We start from the raw sequence: 25,313 nt of genomic DNA on the forward strand, positions 1-25,313 counted from the left end.
CAGCGATAACCGCTCACGGGCGCGGTCTGGACGCGGCTTGGGGGAGGATGCGCGACATGGCGGAACAGGCGTACGGCGACTACCAGCTGGAGATCTACGGGGCCGGCCTCGGCGGGCGCGTCCCGACCCTGCCGATGAGCTTCGACGAGCTGGAGCGACGCGCCGAGGCGGCGCTGCCGCCGACCGTCTGGTCCTACGTGGCCGGTGGTGCGGGCGCCGAGCGGACCCAGCGGGCCAACGCCGAGGCGTTCTCCCGGTGGGGCCTGGTGCCGCGGATGCTGGCCGGTGCGACCGAGCGGGACATGCGGGTGGAGCTGTTCGGCCGGACGCACCCGACGCCGCTGTTCCTGGCCCCGGTCGGCGTCATCGGGATGTGCGCGCAGGACCGGCACGGTGATCTGGCGACCGCCCGGGCGTCGGCCCGCACGGGGGTGCCGATGGTCGCCTCGACGCTGACCAACGACCCGTTGGAGGACGTGGCCGCCGAGCTCGGCGACACCCCGGGGATGTTCCAGCTCTACACCCCGAAGGACCGCGAGCTGGCCGAGAGCCTGGTGCACCGCGCCGAGCGGGCCGGGTTCTCCGCGCTGGTGGTCACCCTGGACACCTGGGTGACCGGCTGGCGTCCGCGGGACCTGTCGACCTCGAACTTCCCGCAGCTGCGCGGGCACTGCCTGGCCAACTACTTCTCCGACCCGGTCTTCCGGTCCCGGCTGGAGCAATCCCCGGAGCAGGACCCCGGTGCCGCGATCGGCCGGTTCGCCCAGACCTTCGGACACCCGGTGACCTGGGACGACCTCGCCTGGCTGCGCGGGCTCACCGACCTGCCGCTGGTGCTCAAGGGCATCTGTCACCCCGACGACGCCCGGCGGGCACTGGACCGCGGCGCGGACGGGATCTACGTCTCCACCCACGGCGGCCGGCAGGCCGACGGCGGGCTGCCTGCGCTGGAGATGCTGCCGGACGTGCTGGACGCGGTGGACGACGCGGCCCCGGTGCTGTTCGACTCCGGCGTCCGGACCGGCGCGGACGCGGTCCTCGCGCTGGCGCTGGGCGCGACCGCGGTCGGCGTCGGCCGCCCGTACGCCTACGGGCTGGCACTGGGCGGCGAGGACGGGATCGTGCACGTGCTGCGCTCGCTGCTGGCCGAGGCCGACCTGCTGATGGCCGTGGACGGCTACCCGGCGATCACCGACCTGACCCGCTCGGCGCTGCGCAAGCGCTGGTGACCCGGCCGTCCGGAGGGGGAGGACCCGGACGACGGGTCGTGGTGCGCGGGCGCGGCGGCGGCCTAGCGTGGCGGTGGCACGCCCGCGGACCAGGAGCACCTCGATGATCGGAACCGACCGGCTCAGCAACGACCTCGCCGGCTGGCTGGACCGCACCCTGGTCAGGCCCGGCCTGCTGGCGCCGGAGCGGTTCGAGGACGCCTTCGTCGCCTGCGTGGCGAGCGCGGCGAAGGACCCCGAGGCACCGGACGACGCGTGGCTGGCCTTCTACCGCAACACCCTGGACGCGCTGGCCGGCGAGCCCGAACCGGGCGGGACGAACGCCGAGATGGCGCCGGTGCACGCCCGCGCCCGCTCGCTCGTCGTCGGCGGGGACGTGCTGGAGCTGGGCTGCTGCTTCGGGTTCCTGTCCCTGCAGCTGGCCCGCGACGGCCACCGGGTCACCGCCACCGATCTCACCGGCGGCACCGTCGAGCTGCTGACCCGGCTGGCGCCGCAGCTCGGCGCGGACGTCGAGACGCACGTCGCCGACGCCCGCGCGGTCGCCCTGCCCGACGACTGCGCGGACACCGTGTTCGCGGTGCACCTGATCGAGCACCTGCCCGCGGCCGAGGGCGACGAGGTCCTCGCCGAGATGCTCCGCCTCGCCCGGCGCCGGGTGGTCGTCGCCGTCCCGTTCGAGGACACGCCGAACCCGGCCTGGGGGCACGTGCGGATCTTCGACGCCGGTGTCCTGCGCCGGATGGGCGAGCGCACCGGGCACCGGTTCACGGTCTCCGAGCACCACGGCGGCTGGCTGGTGATCGACCGCTGAGAGCGGGCCGTGCCAGCAACAACTGGGTGAGGGTCTCGAGCGGTCCGCGGTCGTAGCGGCGCAACCACCCGGAGGCGACGAGCGCGGAGCCGGTCATCACCAGCGCCCAGATCGCCACGACCAGCGCGGTCCGGGCCGGCGGCCCGACCGTGGCGAGGGTCCCCGCGAGCCCCAGCCCCCAGGCGTGGAACAGCACCGCCGCGACCAGATTCTGCCCGACGTAGCAGCTCATCGCGGCCCGCCCGAGCGCGGTCAGACCGCGCCGGGTCCGGCCGGCCGGGCCGCGCATCCGCAGCAGCACCGCCGGGACCAGGCCCAGCACCCCGAACGCGACCAGCGGTGCCGCGAGGTAGCGCTCGACCATGAACCAGGCCGGCCCGGCGAGCGTCGTCGCAGTGTTGAGCACGACGCCGGCCGCCCCGAGCGCCATCAGCCGGGCCCGCACCCGGGCGCCGTCCGGATCGAACACCCCGGCCCGCAGCAGCGCCGACCCGGCCAGGAACAGCACCACCGCCGAGGGCACGATCAGCACCAGCTCGATCCGGTAGAGCAGCGGCTCGGTCAGCCGCTGCCACACCTGCCCGGTCCAGGTCTGCGGGTACGCGGCCAGCGGCACGTCGGCACCGGAGAGCCCGCTGGTCGCCACGGTGAGCCCGCCGACGAGCAGCACCACGACTCCGCCGGCCACCGCCCCGGCGGCGACCCGCACCGCCCGGCTCCGCCCGACCAGCCACGCCACCAGCATCGACGCGATTGCGTACCCCATCAGCACGTCGAACTCGAACACCAACAGGTAGTGCAGCAGGCCCTCGACGAACAGGATCGCGGCCCGGAGCAGGTACCGGCCGGGCCAGCGCAGGCCCCGGCGGACCGCGGAGCGGTACTGCAGCTCCATCCCGATGCCGAACAGCAGCGTCAGCAGGGCCAGGGACTTGCCGCTCGCCAGCGACAGCAGCACGGTGTCGAGCCACCAGCCATCGGCCGTCCCGGAGAAGATCGCCCCCGGGCCGCGCGGGTCGGCGAACAGCCAGACGTTGACGGCGAAGGTGCCGGCGATCGCGATCCCGCGGAGCACGTCCGGGGCGGCCAGGCGCTGCCCGGGCTCGGTGCGCACACCCGGCTCACCGGACATCGGCGGCCTCCCGGTCGTCCTTCCCGCCGAACACCGTGGCCCACAGCGGCCCGGCGACCAGCCAGATCCCGGCGATCACCGTCGCGGTCCCCAGCCAGGACCACATCGGGTCGGCCGACCACGCCGTCGGCGCCGGGACCGCCAGGCCGCCGGCCACGGTGAGCAGCAGCAGGACGCCCGCAGTGATCACCCAGGTGGCGCCGACCTTGCGGTACTCGCGCCACTCGTAGCGCATCCGGGCGGGTCCGCCGCGCGGCGGCTTCACCGGTGCCGGGCCACCGGCGAACCGGTGCGCGAACCGGACGTCGGCCCAGCGCACCAGCGAGTGCCCGAACGCGACCGTCACCCCCAGGTAGAGCGCGGCCAGGCCGTGCACCCGGGACGGCTCTCCGCCGGTGGCGAGGTCGGCGGCCGACGCCGTGACCAGCACGACGTCCATCAGCGGCACCCCCAGCAGCAGGACCGTTCCCAGTCCCGGGCGGCGCAGCACGTAGCGCGCGCCCAGCCCGGCCAGCAGGAACACCCAGAACCCGATCTCGGATGCGCCGATCAGCCACACCAGTGGCTCGGCGAGCAATGATTCCCCCATACGCTCGATCGTGCTCGCGACGGCGTCCGTGATCGTCCGGCGCACGACCGATCCCGCCGTACCTCGTTCGACGGACGCCCCGGCCGCGCGGTCGTGCTGGGATGGGCCGGTGATCTCGTACCTGGCGAACCGGGACACGGGGCAGCCCTCCGTGCGGCGGGACGCCGGGACCGGGCTGGCGTGGTTCGTCGTCGGGGTGCTGCTGTGGCTGCCGGAGATCGCGATCATCTGGGGACCCCGGCCCGGACCGGACCCCGGGACGTGGTCGGTCCTGACCCTCGTCGTGGCCTGTGCCGCCGCGCCGCTGCGCCGGGTGCAGGCCGTGACCGGGCTCCTGATCGCGACGTGCGCCCTGATCGCCGGGGCGGTCTGGACCGGTCGCACCGAGATCGGGACGCTGCTGGTGTTCACCGACCTGCTCTACTGCGCCGTCCTGTACCCGTCGCGGCGCGCGGCCCGGGTCGTGGCGGCGAGCGCCGGGATCGTCGTCGCCGTGCTCGCCCTCGTCGCGCTGATCACTGCGGGCGGCCGGACGGCCGTACTGAGCGTGCTCAACCTGGGCCTGGTCGTGGGGATACCGCTGGTGTGGGGTGCCGAGGTGCGCCGGCACCGGGATCTCGCCGAGCTCGAGCGGGCCCGGGCCGCGGAAGCCGCGCGGGCGGCGGCCCGGGAGCGCGAGACGGCGATCGCCGCGGAACGTGCGCGGATGGCCCGCGACCTGCACGACGTCGTCGCGGGGCGGCTCTCGGCGATCGCCCTGCAGTCCGAGGCGGCGCTGCAGCCCGGTACCGACCCGGAACTGGCCCGCCGGGTGCTCGGCACGATCCGGGAGTCCGGGGTCGCGGCGCTGGGCGAGATGCGGGCGATGATCGGACTGTTGCGGGCCGGGGACGCCGCGGACCCGCCGCTCGCACCCGGCCGGTTGTCCGAACTGGATGCCCTGGTCGACGACGCCCGCCGGGCCGGGCTCGACGTCCGGCTCGACGACGAGCGGCCGGCCGGGCTCGCGATACCGGCGGCGGTGGAGCTGACCGGCTACCGGATCGTGCAGGAGTCGCTGACCAACGCGGTCAAGCACGCCCCCGGCTCGACGGTCCGGATCCGGCTCGCGGCCGGATCCGCCCGGGAGCCGCTGCGGCTGGAGATCCGCAACGGCGGTGCGGCCGGACCCGTCACCGACGCGCCGGGCGCGCGCGCCGGGACCGGGCTGGCCGGACTGGCCGAGCGGGCCGGGGCGGTCGGCGGGCGGTGCGACGCCGGACCCGACGGCGACGGCTGGGCGGTCCGCGCGGTGCTGCCGTTCGACGGGGCCGCCTCCGCGTCGTGACCGTCACGCGGCCCGACCATCGCCCCGGCCACGAAGAAAGCTTAGGCTTGGCTGTCCGTGATGTCCGGGTCCTGCCCCACAGGTCCCGATCCACGCCCTCGTCCTCGTCTCCCCGGAGGTCCCCGTGTCCCTGTCCATCGATCGGCGCACCCTGCTGTTCGGCGCCGGGGCCCTCGGGCTCGGCGCCGTACTGGCCGGCTGCGCCGGTGGCGCCGGCCCGGCCGAGAGCGACGGCGGGGACGCCGGGGGTGCCGGGGATGCCGGGGATGCCGGGGATGCCGGGGCCCGCACGGTCGCGCACAAGTTCGGCAGCACCGAGATCTCCGGCACCCCCGGCCGGGTGGTCACCGTCGGCCTCACCGACGCCGACTACGCCATCGCGCTCGGCACCGTGCCGGTGGGCGTCCGGGACTGGTTCGGCGAGCAGCCCGGCGCCCTGTGGCCGTGGGCCCGCGAGCAGGCGGGCGGCACCGTTCCCGAGGTGCTGCCGGTGGAGGCGCTGAACCTCGAGCAGATCGTCGCGCTGGCACCCGACCTGGTGCTCGGCCCGAGCGCCGGGCTCACCGCCGAGGACTACGAGCAGCTCTCCGCGATCGCGCCGACCGTGGCGCAGCCGGCCGAGTTCGCCGACTACGGCGCCCCCTGGCAGAAGATCATGGAGGTGACCGGGCAGGCGCTCGGGCAGCCGGAGCGCGCCGCGCAGCTGACGGCCGGGGCCGAGCAGCGGTTCACCGCCATCCGGGCCGAGCATCCCGAGTTCGCCGGTCGGACCGCGCTGCTGGCCAGCGTGCTGGAGGACGGCTCCTACTATCTCTACGCCGAGGGCCCGGCGCCCCGGTTCCTCGTCGACCTGGGGTTCACCCTGCCGCCGGCCGCCGAGGCGATCTTCACCGGCCCGGAGCGGGCGCCGCAGACGCTCAGCCGCGAGCAGGTCTCGCTGCTGGAGGCCGACGTGCTGCTGGTCGGGCTGTACGGCGACCAGGCTACGGACCGCTTCGCCACCGACCCGGTGGTGGCCGGGCTGCGGGTCGCCCGGGAGGGTCGCGCGGTGCTGATGCCCGAGCTGAGCACGCTGAACGGGACGCTGTCGTTCGGCTCGGTGCTGAGCCTGCCCAAGGCTCTCGACGAGGCGGTGCCGCGGATCGTCGCCGCGCTCGACGGCGACCCCGCGACCCCGGTGCCCGCCGCGACCTGACCGGGCCCGTGCATCGTTCGACCGACGCGGGCGGCCCCGCGCCGTGCTGGGATGGGGCCGTGGAACGGGTGCGGGTGCTGGTGGCCGACGACCAGGACGCGGTCCGGACCGGGCTGGTGTTGATCCTGGGCTCGGCCGCGGACATCGAGGTGGTCGCCGAGGCCGCGGACGGGCTCTCCGCGGTGCGTGCGGCGGCCGAGCACCGGCCGGACGTGGTGCTGATGGACATCCGGATGCCCGGCGTCGACGGGATCGAGGCGACCCGCCGGATCCTCGCCACGGGGTCGGCCCAGGTGCTGGTACTGACCACCTTCGACCTCGACGAGCTGGTCGACGGCGCGCTCGCCGCCGGAGCGGCCGGCTTCCTGCTGAAGTCGGTGGACGCGGCGCGGTTGACCGAGGGAGTGCGCGCCGTCGCCCGCGGCGACGGGGTGCTGGCCCCGGAGATCACCCGGCGGGTGATCTCGCGTTACGCCGGGGCCCCGCAGCCGTCGTCGGTACCGGGGCTGGACACGCTGACCGCCCGCGAGGCCGACGTGCTCGCCGGCCTCGGCCGCGGACTGTCCAATGCGGACCTGTCAGCGGAGCTGACGATCTCGGAGGGGACCACGAAGACGCACGTGTCCCGGGTTCTGGCCAAGCTCGGGCTGCGCTCGCGCACCCAGGCCGCGATCGCCGCCCAGGAGGCCGGGCTGGTGTGAGCCACCGGCCCGGCCACGGGTCGGCTCACCGTCAGGTGCTCACCAGTTGCGACACCCGTTGGTGCGACATCTGGAGCGCGTCGGCGATGTCACGCAGCGACAGCCCCGCCAGGCGCATCTTCTGGATCGCGGCGGAGCGGGACCGGGCCAGCGCTTCCCGGCTCCGTTCGGCTTCGTCGGCTGCTTCGAGCGCCTGGACGAGCGACTCGGTGAACTCCAGCCCGCTACCGGAGAAGTGCCAGTCGAGATGGAAGTCGTCGTCGCCGATCAGATCCGCCAGGCCGCTGCGCACCGCATCGTCGAGCTCGCTGAAATGGTCGATCTCGTAAGCGGCGAAGGTGTTGACCGGCAGGCCGCCGACGACGGCGACCCACATACCGTCCTCACGAGTGACGTTCACGGCGTATGCGGCCATCGCTACTTCTCCATCCACTTCGGCCCGAACAGTGGCTCCAGCCCGTTCTCCAGACCCCGCAGGACAGTCCAGGATTGTTCCTTCGGGTGGTCGGTGAGGCCGAATGACCCGACCGTCTCACCGTCGCCGTTGACGAGGACGTAGCTACGGTGGGACCCCTTCCCTCCGGTGGTCTCCTCGACGGTGAGGCCGTACTTCCGGGCGACCTTCCGCACCGTCTGCAGGGTCTGCGGAAGCTTCGTCCGCTTGTTCACCACAAGAATAAGTCTAGCGTTCTAGACACGCAAGTGTCTAGCACGCTAGACAGGGCCCGACGGGCGCGGCTCAGCGCCGGCCGTGCGCCGTCTCCAGGGCGCGGCGGACCAGGACCTGCACCAGGTGCGTCCGGTACTCCGGAGTGCCGTGCGAGTCGGACGGCGGCTCGGTCCCCTCGGCGGCCAGCGCGGCCGCCTCGGCGATCGTCCTCCCGTCCGCGAGCGCCTGCTCGGTGGCGGTCGCCCGCAGCGCGGTCGAGCCCATGTTGACCAGGCCGATCCGGTCGTCGGAGATCGCGACGCCGACGATCCCCCAGTCGTTGGACCGGCGGGTGAACTTCTCGTACGCCCAGTTCCGGTCCCCGCAGCGCGGGACCCGGATCTCGACGATCAGCTCGTCCGGCTCCCGGACGCTGGTGAACACCCCGGTGTAGAACTCGCCGATCGGCACGCTGCGGCGCCCGCGCGGGCCCTGCAGCACGATCGTGCCGTCCAGCGCCAGCACGGCGGCCGGCAGGTCCGCGGCCGGGTCGGCGTGCGCGAGCGTGCCACCCAGGGTGCCCCGGGCCCGGATCTGCGGGTCCCCGACGGTGCGGGCCACGGCCGGCAGCAGCGGGCACTCGGCGGCGAGGTCCTGGGAGTTCACGACGTCGCGGTGCTTGGTGCCGGCACCGATGGCGACCTCGTCACCCTCGACCCGGATGTAGCTCAGCTCGGGCAGCCGGCCGATGTCGATCAGGAACTCGGGCGCACCGAGGCGCACCTTCATCACCGGGATCAGCGAGTGCCCGCCGGCCAGGACGCTGGCGTCCTCGCCCTTCTCGGCGAGCAGCGCGATCGCGGCCTCGACGGTGTCCGGGCGGGCGTAGTCGAACGCGAGGGGGATCATGCGCCGGCCTCCCCACGGGAGAAGCCGGGCGCGGTGCGCAGAGCGTCGGACTCGGCCTCGGCCCGCTGCTCGGCGTCCGGGTCCTTGCCGGCCGCGACCAGCACGGCGCGGACGATGTTGTGATAGCCGGTGCAGCGGCAGAGGTTGCCCTCCAGCCCCTCCCGGACCTTGCGCTCGTCGAGGTCGTCGTCGTGGCTGATCAGCGACTCCGCGGCCATGACCATGCCCGGGGTGCAGAACCCGCACTGCAGGCCGTGCTCGGCGTGGAACGCCGCGGTGACCGGGTGCTCCGGGCGCCCGTCGGCGGCGCCCTCGAGGCCCTCCATCGTGGTGACGGTCTGCTGGTCGGCCTGCACCGAGAGCACCGTGCAGGACTTCACGGCCTCGCCGTCGAGCAGCACGGTGCACGCGCCGCAGGAGGTGGTGTCGCAGCCGATGTTGGTGGCCTTCAGCCCGACGTCCTCGCGCAGGTAGTGCGCGAGCAGCTGCCGGGGCTCGACGTCGGCGGTGGTCGCCTCGCCGTTGACGGTGATCTCTACCTTCACTTGCTTCCCTCCGAAGCGGAGTGGACGGCCTCCCAGACCCGCAGCGGGGTCAGGGGCATGTCGATGTGGCGGATGCCGAGGTGGGACAGGGCATCGATGACGGCGCTCTGGGTGGCGGGGGTGGAACCGATCGTCCCGGCCTCGCCGATGCCCTTGTAGCCCATCGGGTTCACCGGGGTGCGGGTGGTCATCTCGATCAGGTCGAAGCTGGGCAGCTCGGCCGCCGACGGGATGCCGTAGTCGGCGAACGTCCCGGTCAGCGGCTGGCCCTCCTCGTCGTAGACGACCTCCTCCAGCAGCGCCTGGGCGATGCCCTGGGCGATGCCGCCGTGCCGCTGCCCGTCGCAGAGCAGCGGGTTGAGGATGGGGCCGGCGTCGTCCACCGCGAAGATCTTCTCGACGGTGACCTTGCCGGACTCGGTGTCCACCTCGACCACGCAGACGTGCGCGCCGAACGGGAAGGTCGGCTTCTTGCCGTCCCAGGTGGTGTCGACCTTGAGCTGCTCGGCGCCCGCCAGCTCGGCGAGCGTGACGCTCTTCGCGCCGGGCACCCCCTTGACCGTGATCGCGGCGTTCGCCGGGTCGAGCTCCAGGTCGTCCACCGAGGCCTCGAGCAGGTCGGCCGCGCGCTGCTTGGCCTCCTCGATCAGCTCGGTCGAGGCCTGGTGCACCGCGACGCCACCGGTCTGCAGGCTCCGCGAGCCCATCGTCCCGCCCCCGCGGGGCACCAGGTCGGTGTCGCCGTGCTTGACGGTGATCTTGTCGAGCGGGACGCCGAGCTGGTCCGAGGCGAGCATCGCCCACGCGGTGGCGTGCCCCTGACCGTGCGGGGAGGTGCCGGTCAGCACGGTGACCGAGCCGTCGGCGTGCACCTCGACCGAGGCGTCCTCGGCGAACGCGCCGCCGCCGGTGATCTCCACGTAGGACGACACGCCGATGCCGAGCTGGCGGACGTCGCCGCGCTCGCGGCGGGCCTGCTGCTCGGCGCGCAGCCGCTGGTACCCCGACTTCTCCAGCGCCAGGTCGATCGCCTTGGCGAACTCGCCGGAGTCGTACTCGACCCCGCCCTTGGTCTGGAACGGGAACTTCTCCGGGGCGACGACGTTGAGCTTGCGCAGCTCGGCCGGGTCCTTGCCGAGCTCGGCGGCGAACAGGTCCACCGCCCGCTCGATGGCGGCGGTCGCCTCGGGGCGGCCGGCACCGCGGTAGGCGGCGACCGAGGTGGTGTTGGTGACGACGGTCCGGGCACGCGACTCGACGTTCTCGATGTCGTAGGTGCCGGGCGCCATCATCCGGGTGAACATCGGCAGGAAGGTTCCCAGCCGCGGGTAGGCGCCGAGATCCTGCACGACGTCGAGCCGGTAGTGGGTGATCCGGCCCTCGCGGGTGCCGCCGATCGTGACGGTCTGGCGCTGGGCGCGGCCCTGCACCATCCCGGTCATGTTCTCCGAGCGGGACTCGTTCCAGCGGACCGGACGGCCCTGCCGGCGGGCGAGCCAGGCGACGAGCGCGAACTCCGGGTCGGAGCCGATCTTGGCACCGAACCCGCCGCCGACGTCCGGGAGGATCACCCGGACCTTCTCCTTGTCCATGCCCAGCCAGTCGGCGATCTGGTCCCGGCCGTCCTGGGCGTTCTGGTTGGACAGGTAGATCGTGACCCGGTCGCCCTCCCAGAAGGCGCTGGCGGCCCGGGTCTCCAGCGGCGCAGCGGCCAGGCGCTGGTTCACCAGGTCCTGGCTGACCACGACCTCGCACCCGGCGAACCAGTCCGGGTCCGGCTCCTCGTCGTGGTTGTAGGCGGCGGCGGTGTTGGTACCGGCCTCGGGGAACAGCAGGGTCTCGTCGCGCGCCGCGGCCAGCGGGTCGATCACCGCGGGCAGCGGCTCGTACTCCACGTCGACCAGCTCGGCGGCGTCCTCGCCCTGGTAGTAGTCCTCGGTCAGCACCGCGGCGACCGGCTCGCCGACGAACCGGACCCGGTCGGTGGCCAGGAACTGCCGCGTCATCGCCTTGTTCGCCCCAGGGAACAGCAGGGCCGGGGCGATGTCGAGGTCCGCGCCGGTGACCACGGCGACGACTCCGGGCGACTCCAGCGCCCCGGAGGGGTCGATCGAGGTGATCGTCGCGTGCGCCAGCGGGGAGCGGACGAGCGTCAGATGCAACGCCCCGGTCAGCCGCTCGTCCGTCAGATCGTCGGTGTAGGTCGCGCCGCGCGTGAGGAAGACCGGATCCTCGGTGCGGACGACGCGGGTGCCCAAGATGCTCATCGGGCGCGAGCGTATACGCGCCGACCGACCACGGCGAGGCGCGTCACGCGCGCCGAATCGCAGGTCAGGGCACCCTTACCGGCTGTGGGGTCTCCGACCCCGCAGACGCGGCGCACAGCTCGGCCGGAGATCCGAGCATCAGGAACCCTGACACGGATCGGACCTACGCCGGGTCGTCCCACCACGGCCGGACCGCCCACAGCGGGGAGACCGGTCCGTGCCCGGCGCCCAGCGGGTAGGAGTGCCGGACCGCCTCGACGATGTAGCGCTTGCCGAACCGGACCGCGGCCTCCAGGGACAGGCCGCGGGCCAGCCCGGACGCGGTCGCCGCGGCCAGCGAGTCGCCGCCGCCATGGGTGTGGCCGGTGTCGAACCGCGGCCCGGGCAGCTCGACGAACGTCGCGCCGTCGTAGAGCAGGTCGAGGCAGCCGTCGGCGTCGCCGGTGAGGTGCCCGCCCTTGACCAGGACGGCCCCCGGCCCGAGGGCGTGCAGCGCCTCCGCCGCGGCGTACTGGCCGTCCCGGTCCCGGATGTCGTGCTCGACCAGCAGCCGGATCTCGTCCAGGTTCGGGGTGACCAGGGTGGCCCGCGGGAACAGGGTGTGCCGGTAGGCGTCGAGGGCCTCCGCGGCGAGCAGCGGGTCGCCGTGCATGGACGCGGCGACCGGGTCGACGACGAACGGGGTGGTGCGGCCCGCGCCGATGCCGTGCTCGTCGCAGGCCGTCGCGACCGCGTCGATGATCTCGGCGTCGGCGAGCATCCCGGTCTTGGCCGCCTGCAGCCCGATGTCGGAGGCGACGGTGCCGATCTGCGCGGCGACCGTGCCGGCCGGGATCGTGTGCACGCCAGAGACGCCGACCGAGTTCTGCACGGTCACCGCGCACACGGCGAGGCAGCCGTGCACCCCGCACGCGGCGAACGCGCGCAGGTCGGCGGCGATCCCGGCGCCGCCGCCGGAGTCGGTGCCGGCGATCGTCAGGACCCGCGGTGGGGTGACGCCGACGGTGGGTTCCATGTCGAGCTCCTCCCTGGCCGGCATTACCCGGCCGGTTCCGCGGTCGGCGGCGGTGGTCCGGTCCGGACCCCAGCCGCCCTCTCAGCCCGCTCGCCCGCGAGCTCCCGCGTCCTGCGTGTTCCGACGACCGTAACCGGGCCCGGGCCGCGGTGTCGCGACGACCGGGAGTCGTCGGTGCCGCGCGGGAGACCCCGTGTCGAGGAGGTGAGCCCATGTCCGCTCAGCCTGCGGAGCCGATCGGGCCGGTGCCCGGACCCTGGCCACGAAGGTCGGGTTCTGATGTCACCGGGTCCGGCTCCCGACCACAACCACGCGGCGATGGAGATCGCATTCCAGCTGCGGGACCAGCTGCCGCCGAGGTTCGAGGCCCTCACCGACCTCGACATCGACCTGCAGCTCGCACCGCCGGACCGACCACATCACCGAGCGCGGCGAGTACGCCGACGCCGGGATCGGTCACTACTGGATCGTCGACCTCGGAGAGCCCGTCTCCCTGCTCGCCTGCCACCTGGCCGGTGAGTTCGGCTACGCCGACGGCGGCGTCGTCACCGGTCGCCACGCCGCGACCGAGCCGTTCCGGGTCGACCTGGATCTCGACGCGCTGCGCTGACCGTCGAGCGTTGCGAAACGGGCCGCGTCGACGACCGCTTCGCCACACTCGGTCCCGGTCAGTCCCCGGCGGACGAGATCGGCAGGTACACCCGGCCGCCCTCGTCGCGGAACTCCTCGGCCTTCTCGTCCATCCCGGCCTCGATCGCCTCGACACTGGTCAGGCCGTGCGCCTCGGCGTAGTCCCGGACGTCCTGGGTGATCTTCATCGAGCAGAACTTCGGCCCGCACATCGAGCAGAAGTGCGCGGTCTTCGCGGGCTCCGCCGGCAGCGTCTGGTCGTGGTAGCCCTGCGCGGTGTCCGGGTCCAGGGACAGCGCGAACTGGTCGCGCCAGCGGAACTCGAACCGTGCCTGGCTCAGGGCGTCGTCCCGGGCCTGGGCGTGCGGGTGGCCCTTGGCCAGGTCCGCGGCATGCGCGGCGATCTTGTAGCTGATCACGCCGACCTTGACGTCGTCCCGGTCCGGCAGGCCGAGGTGCTCCTTGGGCGTGACGTAGCAGAGCATCGCGGTACCGGCCTCGGCGATCCGGGCGGCGCCGATCGCCGAGGTGATGTGGTCGTAGCCGGGCGCGATGTCGGTGGCCAGCGGGCCGAGGGTGTAGAACGGCGCCTCGTCGCACCACTTCTCCTCCAGCCGCACGTTCTCGACGATCTTGTCCATCGGGACGTGCCCCGGGCCCTCGATCATCACCTGGACGTCGTGCGCCTTCGCGATCCCGGTCAGCTCGCCCAGCACCGCGAGCTCGGCGAGCTGTGCCTCGTCGTTGGCGTCGGCGATCGAGCCGGGACGCAGGCCGTCGCCGAGCGAGAAGGTGACGTCGTAGCGGCGCAGGATCTCGCACAGCTCGGAGAAGCGGGTGTAGAGGAACGACTCGCGGTGCTGCGCCAGGCACCACGCGGCCATGATCGACCCGCCGCGGGAGACGATCCCGGTGACCCGCTTCGCGGTCAGCGGGACGTGCCGCAGCAGCACACCGGCGTGCACCGTCATGTAGTCGACGCCCTGCTCGCACTGCTCGATCACGGTGTCCCGGTAGATCTCCCAGGTCAGCTTCGCCGGGTCCGAGTCCACCTTCTCCAGCGCCTGGTAGATCGGCACGGTGCCGATCGGGACCGGCGAGTTGCGGACGATCCGCTCGCGGGTCTCGTGGATGTCGCGGCCGGTGGACAGGTCCATCACGGTGTCGGCGCCCCACCGGGTCGCCCACACCATCTTGTCCACCTCCTCCTCGATCGACGACGTCACCGCGGAGTTGCCGATGTTGGCGTTGACCTTCGTGAGGAACCGCTTGCCGACGATCATCGGCTCGGACTCGGGGTGGTTCACGTTGGCCGGGATCACCGCGCGACCGCGGGCGACCTCGGAGCGGACCAGCTCGGCGTCGCAGCCCTCGCGGACCGCGATGAACCGCATCTCGGGTGTGATCACCCCCGCCCGGGCGTACGACAGCTGGGTCCCCGGCTCCTCGCTGCTCTGATTCTCGTTCCGCCTGCGCTCCTCTCGGCCCCCGTTCCAGCCCGACCGCAGTGCGAGCAGTCCCGACCGCACGTCGATCGTGGCCTCGGAGTCGGTGTAGGGGCCGGAGGTGTCGTAGACGTCGTGGTGCTCACCGTTGCTGAGCGCGATCCGGCGGACCGGGACCCGCAGGTCGTCCGGTCCGTCCACGTAGGCCTTCGTCGAACCCTGGATCGGGCCGGTGGTGACCTGCGGACGCGCGTGTTCCGGTGCAGTCGTCATGGCGACTTCCTCCCTCGCCGGCATTACCCGGCTGGTTCTGCGGTCGGCGACCGTGATCCGGTGTGTCGCCCTCTCAGCCCCGCGCGACGGAGCTCCCGCGTGTTCAGATGTGGGGTGGTGCGCGTCGTACCGTAAGCACCGTCGGGCGCACCGCGCCAGGCCCCCGGCCGTTCTCACCCGGTCGCGCGGAATGATCGCCGGGGGTACCGGGTTGGTCACCGGCATGACACAGAACGCCGAGCTGAGCCCGACCGACTGGGTACGCGAGCAGACCGAGAAGATCCTCGAGGCCGGGACGACCGAGGGCGTGACGGTCCTGGACCGCCCGATCATCCTGGTCACCACGACCGGCGCGAAGTCCGGCAAGAAGCGCTACGTGCCGGTGATGCGCGTCGAGCACGAGGGCTCCTACGCGATGATCGCCTCCAAGGGCGGTATGCCGGAGCACCCGGCCTGGTACCACAACGTGCTGGCGCACCCCGAGGTCACCGTGCAGGACGGCACCTCCACCGGCAGCTTCGTCGCACGCGAGGTGCAGGGCGAGGAGCGGCAGCAGTGGTGGGAGCGCTCGGTCGAGGCATTCCCGCCCTACGCGGAGTATCAGGAGAAGGCCTCCCGGGTCATCCCGGTCTTCGTGCTCGAGCCGAAGGCCTGACCGCGCGGCCGGTGCGCGCCCGACCCCTCGTACGGGCGCGGCACCGGCCGGCGTCTCGCGACGCCCGCTCAGCCGCCGGCGAGACCGGTGGCAGGGGCGACCCGTCCGGCACGGCGCATCGACGCCGTCGACGCGAGCACCGCGACGAGGACGACCCCACCGCCCAGCACGAGCAGCTGCCCGACCGGTGGCGCCGACACCGACATGTCCACCGCCTGCAGGCCGAGCGCCCCGTACGCACCGCCCAGCAGCACACCGACGACCGCTCCCACGGCCCCGGCCAGTGCCGCCTCGGCGGCGACCGAGCCGCGGGCCCCGGACCGGGTCAGACCCAGCGCCCGGAGCAGGGCGATCTCCCTGGTCCGCTCGGCGACCGACAGCGCCAGCGTCACGCCGACCCCGAGTACCGCGACCACCAGGGTCACCCCGACCAGGCCGCCGCCGACCGCCCGGACGATCGTGAACGTCTCCTCGGTGCTCGCCCGCGTGTCGGCGGTCCAGATCACCGAGCCGCCGCTGCCGTCGGTCGCCTCCGCGACCGCCGTCCGGGCCGCCATCGGGTCGGTCCCGGGCGCGGCGTCGACGAGGATCGCGGTGGCGCCGGTACGCACCCGCAGCTCCGGTCGTTCCCCGAGCCGGGCCGCGAGGGCGTCGGCCGCCGCCCGGCGGGCGGCGGGGTCCTCGAGGGACGAGGAGGGACTGCTCGGCAGCACCATGACCTCGGACGGGTAGTTGCGGTCGATCGAGGCCCTGGCGTCGGCGGTCGCACCGTCGATCCCCACGAGCAGCGCGGCGGTGAGACCGACCCCGAGCGCGAGCACCGTCGTCGTCGCCGCGGTGCGCCGGGAGACCCGGCGGGCGTTCGCGACGGCCAGCCGGGCGGGCCCCGACCGGGCCACGAGCGGCCGGACCAGCGCCGCGGCCCCCGCGACGAGGTACGGACCGACCAGGACCAGTGCGGCGAACGCCACCAGCCCGCTCAGCGCGACCAGCGCCAGCCCGACGAGGGAGTCGCCCACGGACGCACCGAGGGCCCCGATCCCCGCGGCCGACGCCAGCAGCACGGCCACCACGGGCATCCGGCGCCGGGCACGGGGGGCGTGCGCCTCGGTGCTGTCCGCCGCGCCCAGCGCCACCACCGGCGGCACCCGGCCGGCGGCGAGTGCCGGGGGCAGCGCCGCGACGACCGTCGCGACGACCGCGAGCAGCACGCACCCGGCCAGCCCGCCGGGGGACAGCGCGAGCGCGGGCACGTCCGTGCCGGACGCCCGCATCACCGCCAGCGCCGCGTACGCCGCACCGGTGGCGACCGCGGCCCCCACGACCCCGGCGACGAGCCCGGTGATCCCGGCCTCGGCGAGCACCGAGCGGGTCACCTGGCCGCGCGAGGCTCCGACACAACGCAGCATGGCGAGTTCCCGCCCACGCCGGCCGAGCACGATCCGGAACGTCGAGCCGACGACCACGGCCGCCGAGACCAGTGCGAGCCCGACGAACACCGACAGCGCCGCCAGCACCGACGTCACCGAGCCGGACACGCTCGAGATCTCGGCCTCGCGGGCCTCGTCGGCCGTCCGGACGCGGGCGCCCGCCGCGGCGGCCTCCAGCGCGTCCCGATCGGGTGTGCCCGCGACGTCGACCCGGCTGCCGTAGTACAGGTCGGGGCCGAAGGCGACCGCGTCGGCCGGGCTCAGCAGCAGACCGTCCCCGCCGTCCGGCCCGTGCGAGGAGATCCCGCCGACCGTGTACGGACGCCCGGACACGCTCAGCGCGTCACCGACGGCGAGCCCGGTCCGCTCGGCGGTGGCGGTGCTCAGCAACACCTCCCCGGGGCCCGGTGCGTGGCCCTGCTCCGGGGCCGGGCGCACCGACATCGGCCCGGTGGCCGGGTCGGTACCGATCCGCCACTGCCCCGTGGTGCCGCGCACCGTCACCGGCAGCTCACCCTCCTGGGCCGGCACGACGGCGCTCACCCCGGGGACCTCGGCGAGCCGGGCGGCGAGCGCACCGGCGCCCGTGGCGTCATCCGGCCGGTCGACGACGAACGACGCCCCCGGCGGCGTGCGCGCCGAGTCGGCCAGCAGCGCGTCCCGCATGGTCCCGCTGAACAGCACGGTCCCGGCCGCGAACACCGTCGCGACCAGGACCGCGAGCCCGATCAGCAGGGTCTGGCGGGGCCGGCGGCGGATCCCGGCGACGGCCGCGCGGGTCGCCGGGCTGCCGAGCCGCCTCACGAGGGCACCGCCACCGTGCGCTGCGGCCGTCCGCCGGGGCCACCCCGCCGGGGCGCGCTCAGCTCGCCCAGCGCGGCCAGGACCGAGTTCGGGTCCGGGTCGGTGATCCGGCCGGCGGCGACGCCGTCGCGCAGCAGCAGGACCTGGTCCGAGACCGAGGCCGCCAGCGGGTCGTGGGTGACCATCACGACGGTCTGGCCGTAGTCGTCCACGCAGCCGCGCAGCAGGCCGAGCAGCTCCCGCCCGGACGCCGTGTCCAGTGCACCCGTCGGCTCGTCGGCGACGACCAGCTCCGGCCGCCCGAGCAACGCCCTGGCCACCGCGACCCGCTGCCGCTGCCCGCCGGACAGCTCCGCCGGCAGGTGCCGGAGCCGGTCGCCGATCCCGAGCCGGTGGACGAGCTCGGCCCGCCACGCCCGGTCCGGACGGCGGCCGGCCAGGGACGCCGCGAGGTCGATGTTCTCCCCGGCGTTCAGGTGCGGCAGCAGGTTGCCGTCCTGGAACACGAACCCGATCCGGTCCCGGCGGACGGCGGTGAGCTCGGCGTCGCCGAGCGTCCCGAGATCGGTGTCGCCGAGCAGCACCTGCCCCGCCGTCTGCCGGTCCAGCCCGGCCAGGCAGTGCAGCAGCGTGGACTTACCGGAGCCGGACGGACCCATCACCGCGGTGAACCTCCCCGCGGGGAGCCAGAGGGTGATGCCGTCCAGCGCGCGGACGGCGGAGTGGCCCTCGCCGTAGGACCGGACCAGTTCGATCGCCGCGGCGGCGGCCCGGGGCGCCCGGGCCGGTACGGGGCGGGGCGCGCTCACCGCTGCTCCCCCCACTCCTCCAGCAGCGGCAGCACCGCGACCGTCAGCACCATCAGGAACAGCACGACGCCACCGACCACGGCGGCGCAGTTCATCAGGACATCGAGCATGGCCGTGACGATGCCGCCGCGGGCCGCCCGCCCGCGTCGGACCGGAGGACGGTGTTCGGCGCCGGGCCGTCGTACTTCCGGACGAGGTGAGCGCCGCGTTCTCGGCCCTAGGGTGTGCGCCATGTCCGGCCCGACTCCTGCTGTGCAGGAGGATCCGGCGCGCCCCGCGGTGCGATCCCGATCCCTGCTGTTCACCCTCGAGGCGTTCGCCTACCTGTTCTGGCTCGCGCTCGACGGCATCATGAGCCCGTCGCTGTTGGACGGTGCCGGGTTCGCCTACTCCGGACCGGTCGCCGGGCTCCTCGTCGCGGCCGTGGTGCTGACCCGGTACGTCCAGCCCACCGACCGGGTCGCAGCCGTCGCGTTCGGACTGTCGGCCGTGCTCTCGGTCACGTCGATCGTCACGCACGAGACGTTCTCCGGCGGCCGGGTCGTCGTCCTCTCGCTGGCGGAGCTGCTGGCGCTGGCGGTCATCACCGTCGCGACCGTGCGGCAGGCGTCCGGGCTGGTCGCCGTGGGTACCGCGGTCGTCTCCTTCGTCGTCATCGTCGGGATGCCGGTGCTGCGCTTCCCCGGCACCGGCGTCGACGATCCCACCGTCACCGCGCTCTGCGGCCTGGGCTGGGCGTCCGCGGTGGCGCTGGCCGCCGTCCTGCGCGAGGTCCGGGTGCGGCGCGAGGCCCGGCTGGCCGAGGCGCGCTCGACGGAGCGACTCGAGCTCGCCCGCGAGCTGCACGACGTCGTGGCACACCACGTGACCGGGATCGTCGTGGCCGCGCAGGCCGCCGTCACCGTGGCCCGGACCCGGCCGGAGGAGGCCGGCCCGGCCCTGGAGTCGATCGAACGGGCGGGCGCCGAGGCGCTGGCCGGGATGCGCCGGATGGTCGGGGTGCTGCGCGGCGACGAGGGCGCCGGAGACGGCCGCACCATCCCGCACGGTCCGTCCGACGTGGACGGTCTTGTCAACCGGTTCGACCCTGACGGCGTCCGGGCGGTGCTGGAGCGCGACCCGGCCCTGGAGTTCGCGGACCTGCCACCGGGCGTCGGCGTCACCGCGCACCGGGTCGTGCAGGAGGCCCTCACCAACGTGCACCGGCACGCCCCGGACGCGACGTCGGTGCAGGTCGGGCTGCACCTGCGGAACGGGAGCCTCGAGGTGACCGTGCGCAACGAGGGCGGCGCCCACGACCGGGGCCCGTTGGCCCGCGACCGCGGCGGGTTCGGGCTGGCCGGGATGGCGGAGCGGGTCGGCGCGCTCGGCGGGACGCTGCGTGTCGGCCCGGACGGCCCGGGCGCCTGGCTGGTGCTGGCCGAGCTCCCGGTGGCACGCCGGTGAGCATCGGCGTCGTCCTGGCCGACGACCAGGAGATGGTCCGGACCGGCTTCCGGCTGATCCTGTCCGCGGAGGAGGGGATCGAGGTGCTCGGCGAGGCCGGCACCGGCGAGGAGGCCGTCGCGCGGTCCCGCGAGCTGCGCCCGGACGTGGTCCTGATGGACATCCGGATGCCGGGGATGGACGGCATCGAGGCGACCCGGACGCTGGCGGCCGGGCTCGCGCCGCCGCGGATCGTCGTCGTGACCACGTTCGACCTCGACGAGTACGTCTACGGCGCGCTGCGCTCCGGCGCCTGCGGGTTCCTGCTCAAGGACGCGGGCCCGCGGCTGCTGGTCGAGGCGGTGCGTGCGGCGGCCGTCGGGGACGCGCTGGTGTCGCCGTCGATCACGGTGCGGCTGCTGGACCGGCTCACCGCCCCGGAGCCGGCGCGGCCGGAGGTGCAGGAGGCACTCTCACAGCGGGAGCTGGAGGTGGTCCGGGCGGTCGCCCGCGGGCGGACCAACCAGGAGATCGCCGGGGACCTGTTCGTCTCGCTGTCCACCGTCAAGACCCACATCGGGAACATCGGGTCCAAGCTGGACGCGCGGAACCGGGTGGAGATCGCTGCCTGGGCGTGGGAGAACCGGCTCGTGGACTGACCCGCACCCGTCACCGGGCCGCGTGCACCCCGGACACGTGCATCCCCGGGAGCGGGAGGCGCTGCTCCGGGATGCGCAGGGCCGCGGCGGCGTCGCCGAGGGACTCCGGGAACGCGGTCGGCGCCGCCGACGCCGGCACGTCGTGGGTGTCCGTGCCGGTGCCGCCGGACCGGCCGGCACCGGCGGCCCGGTCGCGTTCGGACGCGCGGGCGTCCCACTGCTCGAGTAGCGGCTGCGCGGCCATGACCAGCAGCAGGGCCAGGACGGGGGCGACGGCGAGGATCGTGAGCACCATGGCGTCCACGGTGCCCGCCGGGGCCGGTCCGCCACATCGGCCGCGGGGACCGTTCCCGGGACAGCCCACTCGTACCCGGGTATGACCCGGCCTCAGCCCGCGGGACGTCCTCAGCCCCGCGGGACGTCCTCGGCCTCGACGGCCGACGGGTCCCACGAGTCGTCCGGGCCACCCCAGCCGTTGCGCTTGAGGGTCTTCTTCGCGGCGCGCTGGTTCCGGCCCATCAACCGGTCCAGGTAGAGGTACCCGTCGAGGTGGTCCACCTCGTGCTGCAGGCAGCGCGCGAGGAACCCCGTCCCCTCGACCGCGACCGGGTTGCCCGCCAGGTCGGTGCCGGTCACCCGGGCCCACTCGGCACGACCGGTCGCGAAGCTCTCGCCGGGCACCGACAGGCAGCCCTCCTGGTCGTCGTCCGGGTCCGGCATGATCTCCGGCCGCGGCCCGGTCTCCAGCACCGGGTCGAGCACGTGCCCGCGGCGCATGGTGCGGGCCTCGGAGTCCGGGCAGTCGTAGACGAACAACCGCAGGTCGACGCCCACCTGGTTGGCCGCGAGCCCGACACCGTGCGCGGCGGCCATCGTCTCGAACATGTCCGCGACGAGCGTGTGGAGCGCCTCGTCCACCTGCTCGACCTTGCGGGTGAGCCGGTGCAACACGGGGTCGCCGACCATCCGGATGCGCAGAACCGTCACCGGTGCAGGGTACGGTCACCCCACCTCCGGCCCGCTCCCCGCCCGGCAGGCACCGGGCGTCCCGCGACCGGGGCGGATTCGCCCGAGCGGGGGCGCGTCGCGCCCGCTCGGTGTCGGTCCGATGTGGTTCACTGGGCGCCGCGAATGACAGCCGTGTCATTCGAGTTCGTCGGCCGCTCGAGGAGCGTGATGGAGTCCGCCGGGTCCCTGCCGGAACGCCGTGGAGCGCACCGGCGCACCGCCGCCCCCGCCCGCGAGCTCGACCGCCGCGAGCGCGAGATCCTCGCGTTCGAGGGTCAGTGGTGGAAGTACGCCGGCGCCAAGGAACAGGCGATCCGCGAGCTGTTCGACATGTCCGCCACCCGCTATTACCAGGTGCTGAACGCGCTGGTCGACAAGCCCGAGGCGCTGGCCGTCGACCCGCTGCTCGTCAAGCGCCTGCGCCGGCTGCGTTCCAGCCGCCAGCGCACCCGCGCCGCCCGCCGTCTCGGCCTCGAGCCCTGAGCCGCTTCACCTTCCGGAGGTCATGATGACCGCACCCGCGTCCGGCGGACAGTCGCCGCTGAAGATCGCCGGCATCGCGCTGATCGGTGTCGGGGCACTCGCCGGTGTGGTCGGTCTTTTCGGCCTCACCGGCGACGGGTCGGACGGCAGCGGCAACCAGGCCGCGCCGCCGCCGTCGGCCCCGGCCGAACCAGCCCCCGCACCCGGCGCACCCGCACCGGGCACCCCCGGCGCCCCGGGTTCCGCGCCCGACACTCCCGGTGCCCCCGGAACGCCCGGCGCCCCCGGCGCGGGCGGGGACTCGCCGTTCACCCCCGGCGCACCCGGTACCCCCGGGTCCCCCGGTTACGACGACGCCGGCGACCCGATCGCGGCCCCGCCGGCCCCGCCGGCCCCCGCACCGGGCGCGGGCGGAGCAGGCGGTTCGGGTGGCGCCGCGGGGGCCGAGGGCTCGGGTTCCGAGGCCGGGGCCCGGCCCGCCGTCCGGGTCTACAACAACTCGACGATCAAGGGCCTGGCCGACCGGGCCGCCGCCGAGTTCCGCTCCGGCGGCTGGAACGTGGCACAGGTGCAGAACTACGCCCGCGGCACCGTCCCGACGACCACGGTCTACTACCGGCCCGGCAACGGTCAGGAGAAGGCCGCCGCGGACGAGATCGCGAAGTCGTTCGAGATGCGGGCCGAGCCCCGCTTCGAGGGCATCGAGGACGCCACACCCGGCATCATCGTGATCGTCACGAAGGACTTCTCGGCGGCCTGACACCGACCTCCGCTCCCCAGCGCGCGGACGGCCCCGGACCTCGAACGAGGATCCGGGGCCGTCGTGTGTGCGGGGTCGGTCTGCGCAGGTCGGTGTGTGCGGGCGGGGCGCTCAGCCGGTGCGCCGCCGGGCGTAGGACTCCAGCTCCGCCACCTGCGCGGGATCCAGTGACGGGCGTACCGCCGCGCGGGCGGTGGCGACGTGTGCGGCGGTGACCTCCCCTGCGTCCAGCGACTCGCGCATCGCGGTCAGCGCCGCCTCCCGCAGCAGCGCCGCGCAGTCCGCGGCCGAGTAGCCCGCCAGCTCGGCCGCGACGGCGTCCAGGTCCACGTCGCCGGCCAGCGGGACGTCCCGGCCGGCCGCCCGCAGGATGTCGGCGCGGGCCCCGGCGTCCGGGGGCGGCACGAACACCAGCCGCTCCAGCCGGCCGGGCCGCAGCAGCGCCGGGTCGATCAGTTCGGGCCGGTTCGTCGCCCCGACCACGACCACCTCGCGCAGCGGGTCCGCGCCGTCCAGCTCGGTGAGCAGCGCGGCCACCACCCGGTCCGCGACGCCGGCGTCGGCGGAGCCGCCACGGCGCGGGGCCAGCGCGTCCACCTCGTCCAGGAAGATCAGGGCGGGTGCGGCTTCAGCGGCCCGGCGGAACAGCTCGCGCACCGCGCGCTCGGACTCGCCGACGTACTTGTCGAGCAGCTCGGCGCCCTTCACCGCGAACACGTTGAGATCACCGGACCCGGCCAGCGCGCGCAGCAGGAACGTCTTCCCGCCGCCCGGCGGGCCGTAGAGCAGCACCCCGCGCGGGGCGGCGACGCCGAGCCGGGCGAACGAGTCCGGATGGCGCAGCGGCCACAGCACGGCCTCGGTCAGTGACCGCTTGACCTCGGCCATGTCACCGACGTCGTCCAGGGTCAGACCGCCGGAGCTCAGCGTGCCGCCGTCCGACAGCGAGATCGGGCGGACCGAGCCGACGGCGTCGAGCAGGTCCTGCGCGGCGATCCGTTCGGCGTCGCTGCCGTCCGCGCCGCCCCGCAGCGCGGCCGCGACCGCGGCCTCCCGCCGGACCGCGGCCAGGTCGGCGACCACGAACCCCGGCGTGCGGGCGGCGACGGCACCGAGGTCGACGTCGTCGGCACGCGGGACGCCGGACAGCAGCCGTTCCAGCAGGGCGCGGCGGGTGCCGGTGTCGGGCAGCGGCACGGTGAGCTCGCGGTCCACCAGGTCGGGGGCGCGCAGCCGCGGATCCAGGCGCTCCGGCTCGGCGGTGGTGACGACGAGCGCCGGCCCACCGGGCGCGGTGGCCGCACGCAGCTCGTCGAGGAGCAGGGTGGCGAGCGGGGGCGGGTTGGCGGCTGGCAGCAGCGCCTGCGCGTCGTGCAGCAGCAGGACCGCGGGCCCCTGCCCGCCGGTCCCGGACGCCGCGGCGAGCGCGGTCCGGACCCGCTCCGCCGCGGCCACCGGTTCCAGGGCCGCCACCGCCGGGGCGACGAGCTCCACGCACCGGGCGCCGGCCGCCGCCGCGGCACTGCGCACCAGGGTCGCCTTGCCCACCCCCTCCGGGCCGGTGACCAGGACGCCGAGCCGGGCGTCGCCGCCGAGCCGGGTCAGCAGCTCCGGCCGGCGGAACATCAGCTCGAACCAGTCCAGCAGCCGGCGGGCGATCGCCTCGTTGGCGGCGAGATCCTCCAGCGCCGGCGCGCCGCCCGTCCCGGCGGCGCCGCTCGGGCCGGTCCGGGCGGCACCGCCCGCGACGGCTCCGTGCTCGACGACCCCGCCCGCGGCGGGCTCGCCGGCCCCGGATCCCTCCGTACCGGTCCCCGTGCCGGCGTTCGTGCCGGACTCCGGGCCGGTCTCCGTGCCGGTGTCCGCCCCGTCGTACCAGCCGACGATCGTGGACGGCTGCACCGCGACCGGTGTCCCGTCCGGGTCGGCGACCGCGACGGTGAGCAGCTCCGAGGTCCAGGTCCCGCCGACCGCGGCCGCCAGCGCCCGGCGCGCCGAGTGCACGTCCGCACCCGGCGGCGGGGCGATGTCCTGGGGCAGCAGCGACACGGCGTCCCCGCGCAGCAGGACCTTCCCCATCAGGGCCAGCCGCAGCGTCGTCGGGGAGACCGCGCCGGTCGCCAGCGGGGAGCCGAGCAGCCGGACCTCGCGGGCCGGCAGCACCGCGGCCGGTGCGACGACGACCTGGGCCCCGTCGGTCAGCCAGGCGTTGGACAGCGTCACGTCGTCGAGCCGGGCCTGGCCGTGCGGCGCGGACCCCTCACCCGCGACCGCGAGTGCGGTGGTGACCCGCGGCCCGGTGAGGGTGACCGCGTCCCAGGAGCGCAGGCCCAGGGCAGCGAGCACCTCCGGGTGCAGCCGGATCACACCGCGGCGGGCGTCGGTGGTGGTCGGGGCCAGGCGGGCCACCAGGGTCAGCGAGGGATCTCCCACGGTTGCTCCTATGTCAAGCCGCGACCGGCGAAGCAGCGCCGGACGCGGTGATCGTGTTGGTGTGCAGGTGGTTGAACACGACGCGCGCCAGGCGTCGTTTCATGGCCCGGAGGGCTTCCATCTTCGT

General features: G+C 74.6%; 24 protein-coding genes. 10 read left to right on the forward strand and 14 right to left on the reverse strand.

All coding sequences use genetic code 11. The features are described 5' to 3' along the window. The first annotated feature begins 56 nt into the window (after positions 1-56). Both ACLFMI_RS07875 and mftM read left to right on the forward strand, forming a co-directional pair. Complete coding sequence (locus tag ACLFMI_RS07875; protein WP_410947071.1) at positions 57-1,229, forward strand: lactate 2-monooxygenase; 1,173 nt, start codon at positions 57-59, stop codon at positions 1,227-1,229. Positions 1,230-1,332: 103 nt separating this feature from the next. After that, positions 1,333-2,043, forward strand: coding sequence for a mycofactocin oligosaccharide methyltransferase MftM (gene mftM, locus ACLFMI_RS07880; RefSeq protein WP_410947072.1), 711 nt, complete (start codon positions 1,333-1,335; stop codon positions 2,041-2,043). Here the strand turns inward: mftM and ACLFMI_RS07885 are convergent. Next, entirely contained in the window at positions 1,997-3,175 is a 1,179-nt protein-coding gene (locus ACLFMI_RS07885) for a DUF418 domain-containing protein (protein WP_410947073.1), read from the reverse strand. The genes mftM and ACLFMI_RS07885 overlap by 47 nt on opposite strands. Beyond that, on the reverse strand, positions 3,165-3,809 hold the full coding sequence (locus tag ACLFMI_RS07890) for a hypothetical protein (RefSeq protein ID WP_410947074.1): 645 nt from the start codon (positions 3,807-3,809) through the stop codon (positions 3,165-3,167). The genes ACLFMI_RS07885 and ACLFMI_RS07890 overlap by 11 nt, the downstream gene beginning before the upstream one ends. A gap of 64 nt (positions 3,810-3,873) precedes the next feature. Between ACLFMI_RS07890 and ACLFMI_RS07895 the strand changes: the two genes are divergently transcribed. From ACLFMI_RS07895 to ACLFMI_RS07905, 3 genes are all read left to right on the forward strand, one after another. Next, positions 3,874-5,091 (forward strand): sensor histidine kinase, encoded by a 1,218-nt coding sequence (locus ACLFMI_RS07895; protein ID WP_410947075.1) that lies wholly within the window; start codon positions 3,874-3,876, stop codon positions 5,089-5,091. 124 nt (positions 5,092-5,215) lie between these two features. After that, complete coding sequence (locus ACLFMI_RS07900) at positions 5,216-6,286, forward strand: iron-siderophore ABC transporter substrate-binding protein (RefSeq protein ID WP_410947076.1); 1,071 nt, start codon at positions 5,216-5,218, stop codon at positions 6,284-6,286. A gap of 59 nt (positions 6,287-6,345) precedes the next feature. After that, a complete protein-coding gene (locus ACLFMI_RS07905) occupies positions 6,346-6,987 on the forward strand; it encodes a response regulator (RefSeq protein ID WP_410947077.1) in 642 nt (213 codons plus the stop codon). Positions 6,988-7,018: 31 nt separating this feature from the next. Here the strand turns inward: ACLFMI_RS07905 and ACLFMI_RS07910 are convergent, their stop codons facing one another. The 7 genes from ACLFMI_RS07910 to thiC all read right to left on the reverse strand — a co-directional run bounded on the left by ACLFMI_RS07910 (position 7,019) and on the right by thiC (position 14,720). Then, a complete protein-coding gene (locus ACLFMI_RS07910; RefSeq protein WP_410947078.1) occupies positions 7,019-7,402 on the reverse strand; it encodes a MerR in 384 nt (127 codons plus the stop codon). Positions 7,403-7,404: 2 nt separating this feature from the next. After that, positions 7,405-7,656, reverse strand: coding sequence for a thioredoxin domain-containing protein (locus ACLFMI_RS07915; protein ID WP_410947079.1), 252 nt, complete (start codon positions 7,654-7,656; stop codon positions 7,405-7,407). 70 nt (positions 7,657-7,726) lie between these two features. Next, complete coding sequence (locus ACLFMI_RS07920) at positions 7,727-8,545, reverse strand: FAD binding domain-containing protein (RefSeq protein ID WP_410947080.1); 819 nt, start codon at positions 8,543-8,545, stop codon at positions 7,727-7,729. Next, entirely contained in the window at positions 8,542-9,090 is a 549-nt protein-coding gene (locus tag ACLFMI_RS07925) for a (2Fe-2S)-binding protein (RefSeq protein WP_410947081.1), read from the reverse strand. Before ACLFMI_RS07925 ends, ACLFMI_RS07920 begins: the two co-directional genes overlap by 4 nt. Continuing rightward, positions 9,087-11,357: a xanthine dehydrogenase family protein molybdopterin-binding subunit gene (locus tag ACLFMI_RS07930; protein WP_410947082.1), complete on the reverse strand. Its 2,271-nt coding sequence runs from the start codon at positions 11,355-11,357 to the stop codon at positions 9,087-9,089. The genes ACLFMI_RS07925 and ACLFMI_RS07930 overlap by 4 nt, the downstream gene beginning before the upstream one ends. Before the next feature lie 163 nt (positions 11,358-11,520). After that, the gene (thiD, locus tag ACLFMI_RS07935; RefSeq protein ID WP_410947083.1) at positions 11,521-12,372 is read right to left on the reverse strand and encodes a bifunctional hydroxymethylpyrimidine kinase/phosphomethylpyrimidine kinase; all 852 of its coding nucleotides are present in this window, start codon (positions 12,370-12,372) and stop codon (positions 11,521-11,523) included. A gap of 668 nt (positions 12,373-13,040) precedes the next feature. Then, on the reverse strand, positions 13,041-14,720 hold the full coding sequence (gene thiC, locus ACLFMI_RS07940; RefSeq protein WP_410947084.1) for a phosphomethylpyrimidine synthase ThiC: 1,680 nt from the start codon (positions 14,718-14,720) through the stop codon (positions 13,041-13,043). A 223-nt stretch (positions 14,721-14,943) separates the two neighbouring features. Between thiC and ACLFMI_RS07945 the strand changes: the two genes are divergently transcribed. Next, a complete protein-coding gene (locus ACLFMI_RS07945; protein ID WP_410947085.1) occupies positions 14,944-15,375 on the forward strand; it encodes a nitroreductase family deazaflavin-dependent oxidoreductase in 432 nt (143 codons plus the stop codon). Between the two features lie 68 nt (positions 15,376-15,443). Here ACLFMI_RS07945 and ACLFMI_RS07950 read toward each other — a convergent pair whose 3' ends face one another. Together ACLFMI_RS07950 and ACLFMI_RS07955 are read right to left on the reverse strand one after the other, a co-directional pair. After that, positions 15,444-17,609, reverse strand: a complete 2,166-nt coding sequence (locus tag ACLFMI_RS07950; protein ID WP_410947086.1) for an FtsX-like permease family protein — start codon at positions 17,607-17,609, stop codon at positions 15,444-15,446. Next, complete coding sequence (locus ACLFMI_RS07955) at positions 17,606-18,418, reverse strand: ABC transporter ATP-binding protein (RefSeq protein WP_410947087.1); 813 nt, start codon at positions 18,416-18,418, stop codon at positions 17,606-17,608. The genes ACLFMI_RS07950 and ACLFMI_RS07955 overlap by 4 nt, the downstream gene beginning before the upstream one ends. 231 nt (positions 18,419-18,649) lie before the next feature. Between ACLFMI_RS07955 and ACLFMI_RS07960 the strand changes: the two genes are divergently transcribed. Together ACLFMI_RS07960 and ACLFMI_RS07965 are read left to right on the forward strand one after the other, a co-directional pair. Beyond that, positions 18,650-19,864 (forward strand): sensor histidine kinase, encoded by a 1,215-nt coding sequence (locus tag ACLFMI_RS07960; protein ID WP_410947088.1) that lies wholly within the window; start codon positions 18,650-18,652, stop codon positions 19,862-19,864. Continuing rightward, positions 19,861-20,502: a response regulator gene (locus tag ACLFMI_RS07965; protein WP_410947089.1), complete on the forward strand. Its 642-nt coding sequence runs from the start codon at positions 19,861-19,863 to the stop codon at positions 20,500-20,502. The genes ACLFMI_RS07960 and ACLFMI_RS07965 overlap by 4 nt, the downstream gene beginning before the upstream one ends. A 10-nt stretch (positions 20,503-20,512) precedes the next feature. Here ACLFMI_RS07965 and ACLFMI_RS07970 read toward each other — a convergent pair whose 3' ends face one another. After that, positions 20,513-20,797 (reverse strand): hypothetical protein, encoded by a 285-nt coding sequence (locus tag ACLFMI_RS07970; RefSeq protein ID WP_410947090.1) that lies wholly within the window; start codon positions 20,795-20,797, stop codon positions 20,513-20,515. A gap of 110 nt (positions 20,798-20,907) precedes the next feature. Next, positions 20,908-21,489 carry a peptide deformylase gene (locus ACLFMI_RS07975; RefSeq protein ID WP_410947091.1) on the reverse strand — a complete coding sequence of 194 codons (582 nt, stop codon included), beginning with the start codon at positions 21,487-21,489 and terminating at the stop codon, positions 20,908-20,910. A gap of 189 nt (positions 21,490-21,678) precedes the next feature. On the opposite strand from ACLFMI_RS07975, the gene ACLFMI_RS07980 reads away from it, so the two are divergent. Together ACLFMI_RS07980 and ACLFMI_RS07985 are read left to right on the forward strand one after the other, a co-directional pair. Next, positions 21,679-21,993 carry a DUF3263 domain-containing protein gene (locus ACLFMI_RS07980; RefSeq protein ID WP_410947092.1) on the forward strand — a complete coding sequence of 105 codons (315 nt, stop codon included), beginning with the start codon at positions 21,679-21,681 and terminating at the stop codon, positions 21,991-21,993. 25 nt (positions 21,994-22,018) lie between these two features. After that, positions 22,019-22,753 carry a LytR C-terminal domain-containing protein gene (locus tag ACLFMI_RS07985; protein WP_410947093.1) on the forward strand — a complete coding sequence of 245 codons (735 nt, stop codon included), beginning with the start codon at positions 22,019-22,021 and terminating at the stop codon, positions 22,751-22,753. Between the two features lie 111 nt (positions 22,754-22,864). On the opposite strand, the gene ACLFMI_RS07990 is transcribed toward ACLFMI_RS07985, so the two are convergent. Beyond that, entirely contained in the window at positions 22,865-25,186 is a 2,322-nt protein-coding gene (locus ACLFMI_RS07990) for an AAA family ATPase (protein WP_410947094.1), read from the reverse strand. Positions 25,187-25,313: the final 127 nt, after the last annotated feature.

It is taken from the genome of Pseudonocardia nantongensis (assembly GCF_046546495.1).
In the GTDB taxonomy this organism is placed as follows: domain Bacteria; phylum Actinomycetota; class Actinomycetes; order Mycobacteriales; family Pseudonocardiaceae; genus Pseudonocardia; species Pseudonocardia nantongensis.

What these genes read in the sequence shown, in the direction of transcription:
- ACLFMI_RS07970 (WP_410947090.1), bottom strand. Translation starts at nt 20,797, where the DNA reads ATGGTGCTCACGATCCTCGCCGTCGCCCCCGTCCTGGCCCTGCTGCTG.
- thiC (WP_410947084.1), bottom strand. Translation starts at nt 14,720, where the DNA reads ATGACGACTGCACCGGAACACGCGCGTCCGCAGGTCACCACCGGCCCG.
- thiD (WP_410947083.1), bottom strand. Translation starts at nt 12,372, where the DNA reads ATGGAACCCACCGTCGGCGTCACCCCACCGCGGGTCCTGACGATCGCC.
- ACLFMI_RS07945 (WP_410947085.1), top strand. Translation starts at nt 14,944, where the DNA reads ATGACACAGAACGCCGAGCTGAGCCCGACCGACTGGGTACGCGAGCAG.
- ACLFMI_RS07875 (WP_410947071.1), top strand. Translation starts at nt 57, where the DNA reads ATGGCGGAACAGGCGTACGGCGACTACCAGCTGGAGATCTACGGGGCC.
- ACLFMI_RS07960 (WP_410947088.1), top strand. Translation starts at nt 18,650, where the DNA reads ATGTCCGGCCCGACTCCTGCTGTGCAGGAGGATCCGGCGCGCCCCGCG.
- ACLFMI_RS07885 (WP_410947073.1), bottom strand. Translation starts at nt 3,175, where the DNA reads ATGTCCGGTGAGCCGGGTGTGCGCACCGAGCCCGGGCAGCGCCTGGCC.
- ACLFMI_RS07930 (WP_410947082.1), bottom strand. Translation starts at nt 11,357, where the DNA reads ATGAGCATCTTGGGCACCCGCGTCGTCCGCACCGAGGATCCGGTCTTC.
- ACLFMI_RS07920 (WP_410947080.1), bottom strand. Translation starts at nt 8,545, where the DNA reads ATGATCCCCCTCGCGTTCGACTACGCCCGCCCGGACACCGTCGAGGCC.
- ACLFMI_RS07980 (WP_410947092.1), top strand. Translation starts at nt 21,679, where the DNA reads ATGGAGTCCGCCGGGTCCCTGCCGGAACGCCGTGGAGCGCACCGGCGC.
- ACLFMI_RS07910 (WP_410947078.1), bottom strand. Translation starts at nt 7,402, where the DNA reads ATGGCCGCATACGCCGTGAACGTCACTCGTGAGGACGGTATGTGGGTC.
- mftM (WP_410947072.1), top strand. Translation starts at nt 1,333, where the DNA reads ATGATCGGAACCGACCGGCTCAGCAACGACCTCGCCGGCTGGCTGGAC.
- ACLFMI_RS07985 (WP_410947093.1), top strand. Translation starts at nt 22,019, where the DNA reads ATGACCGCACCCGCGTCCGGCGGACAGTCGCCGCTGAAGATCGCCGGC.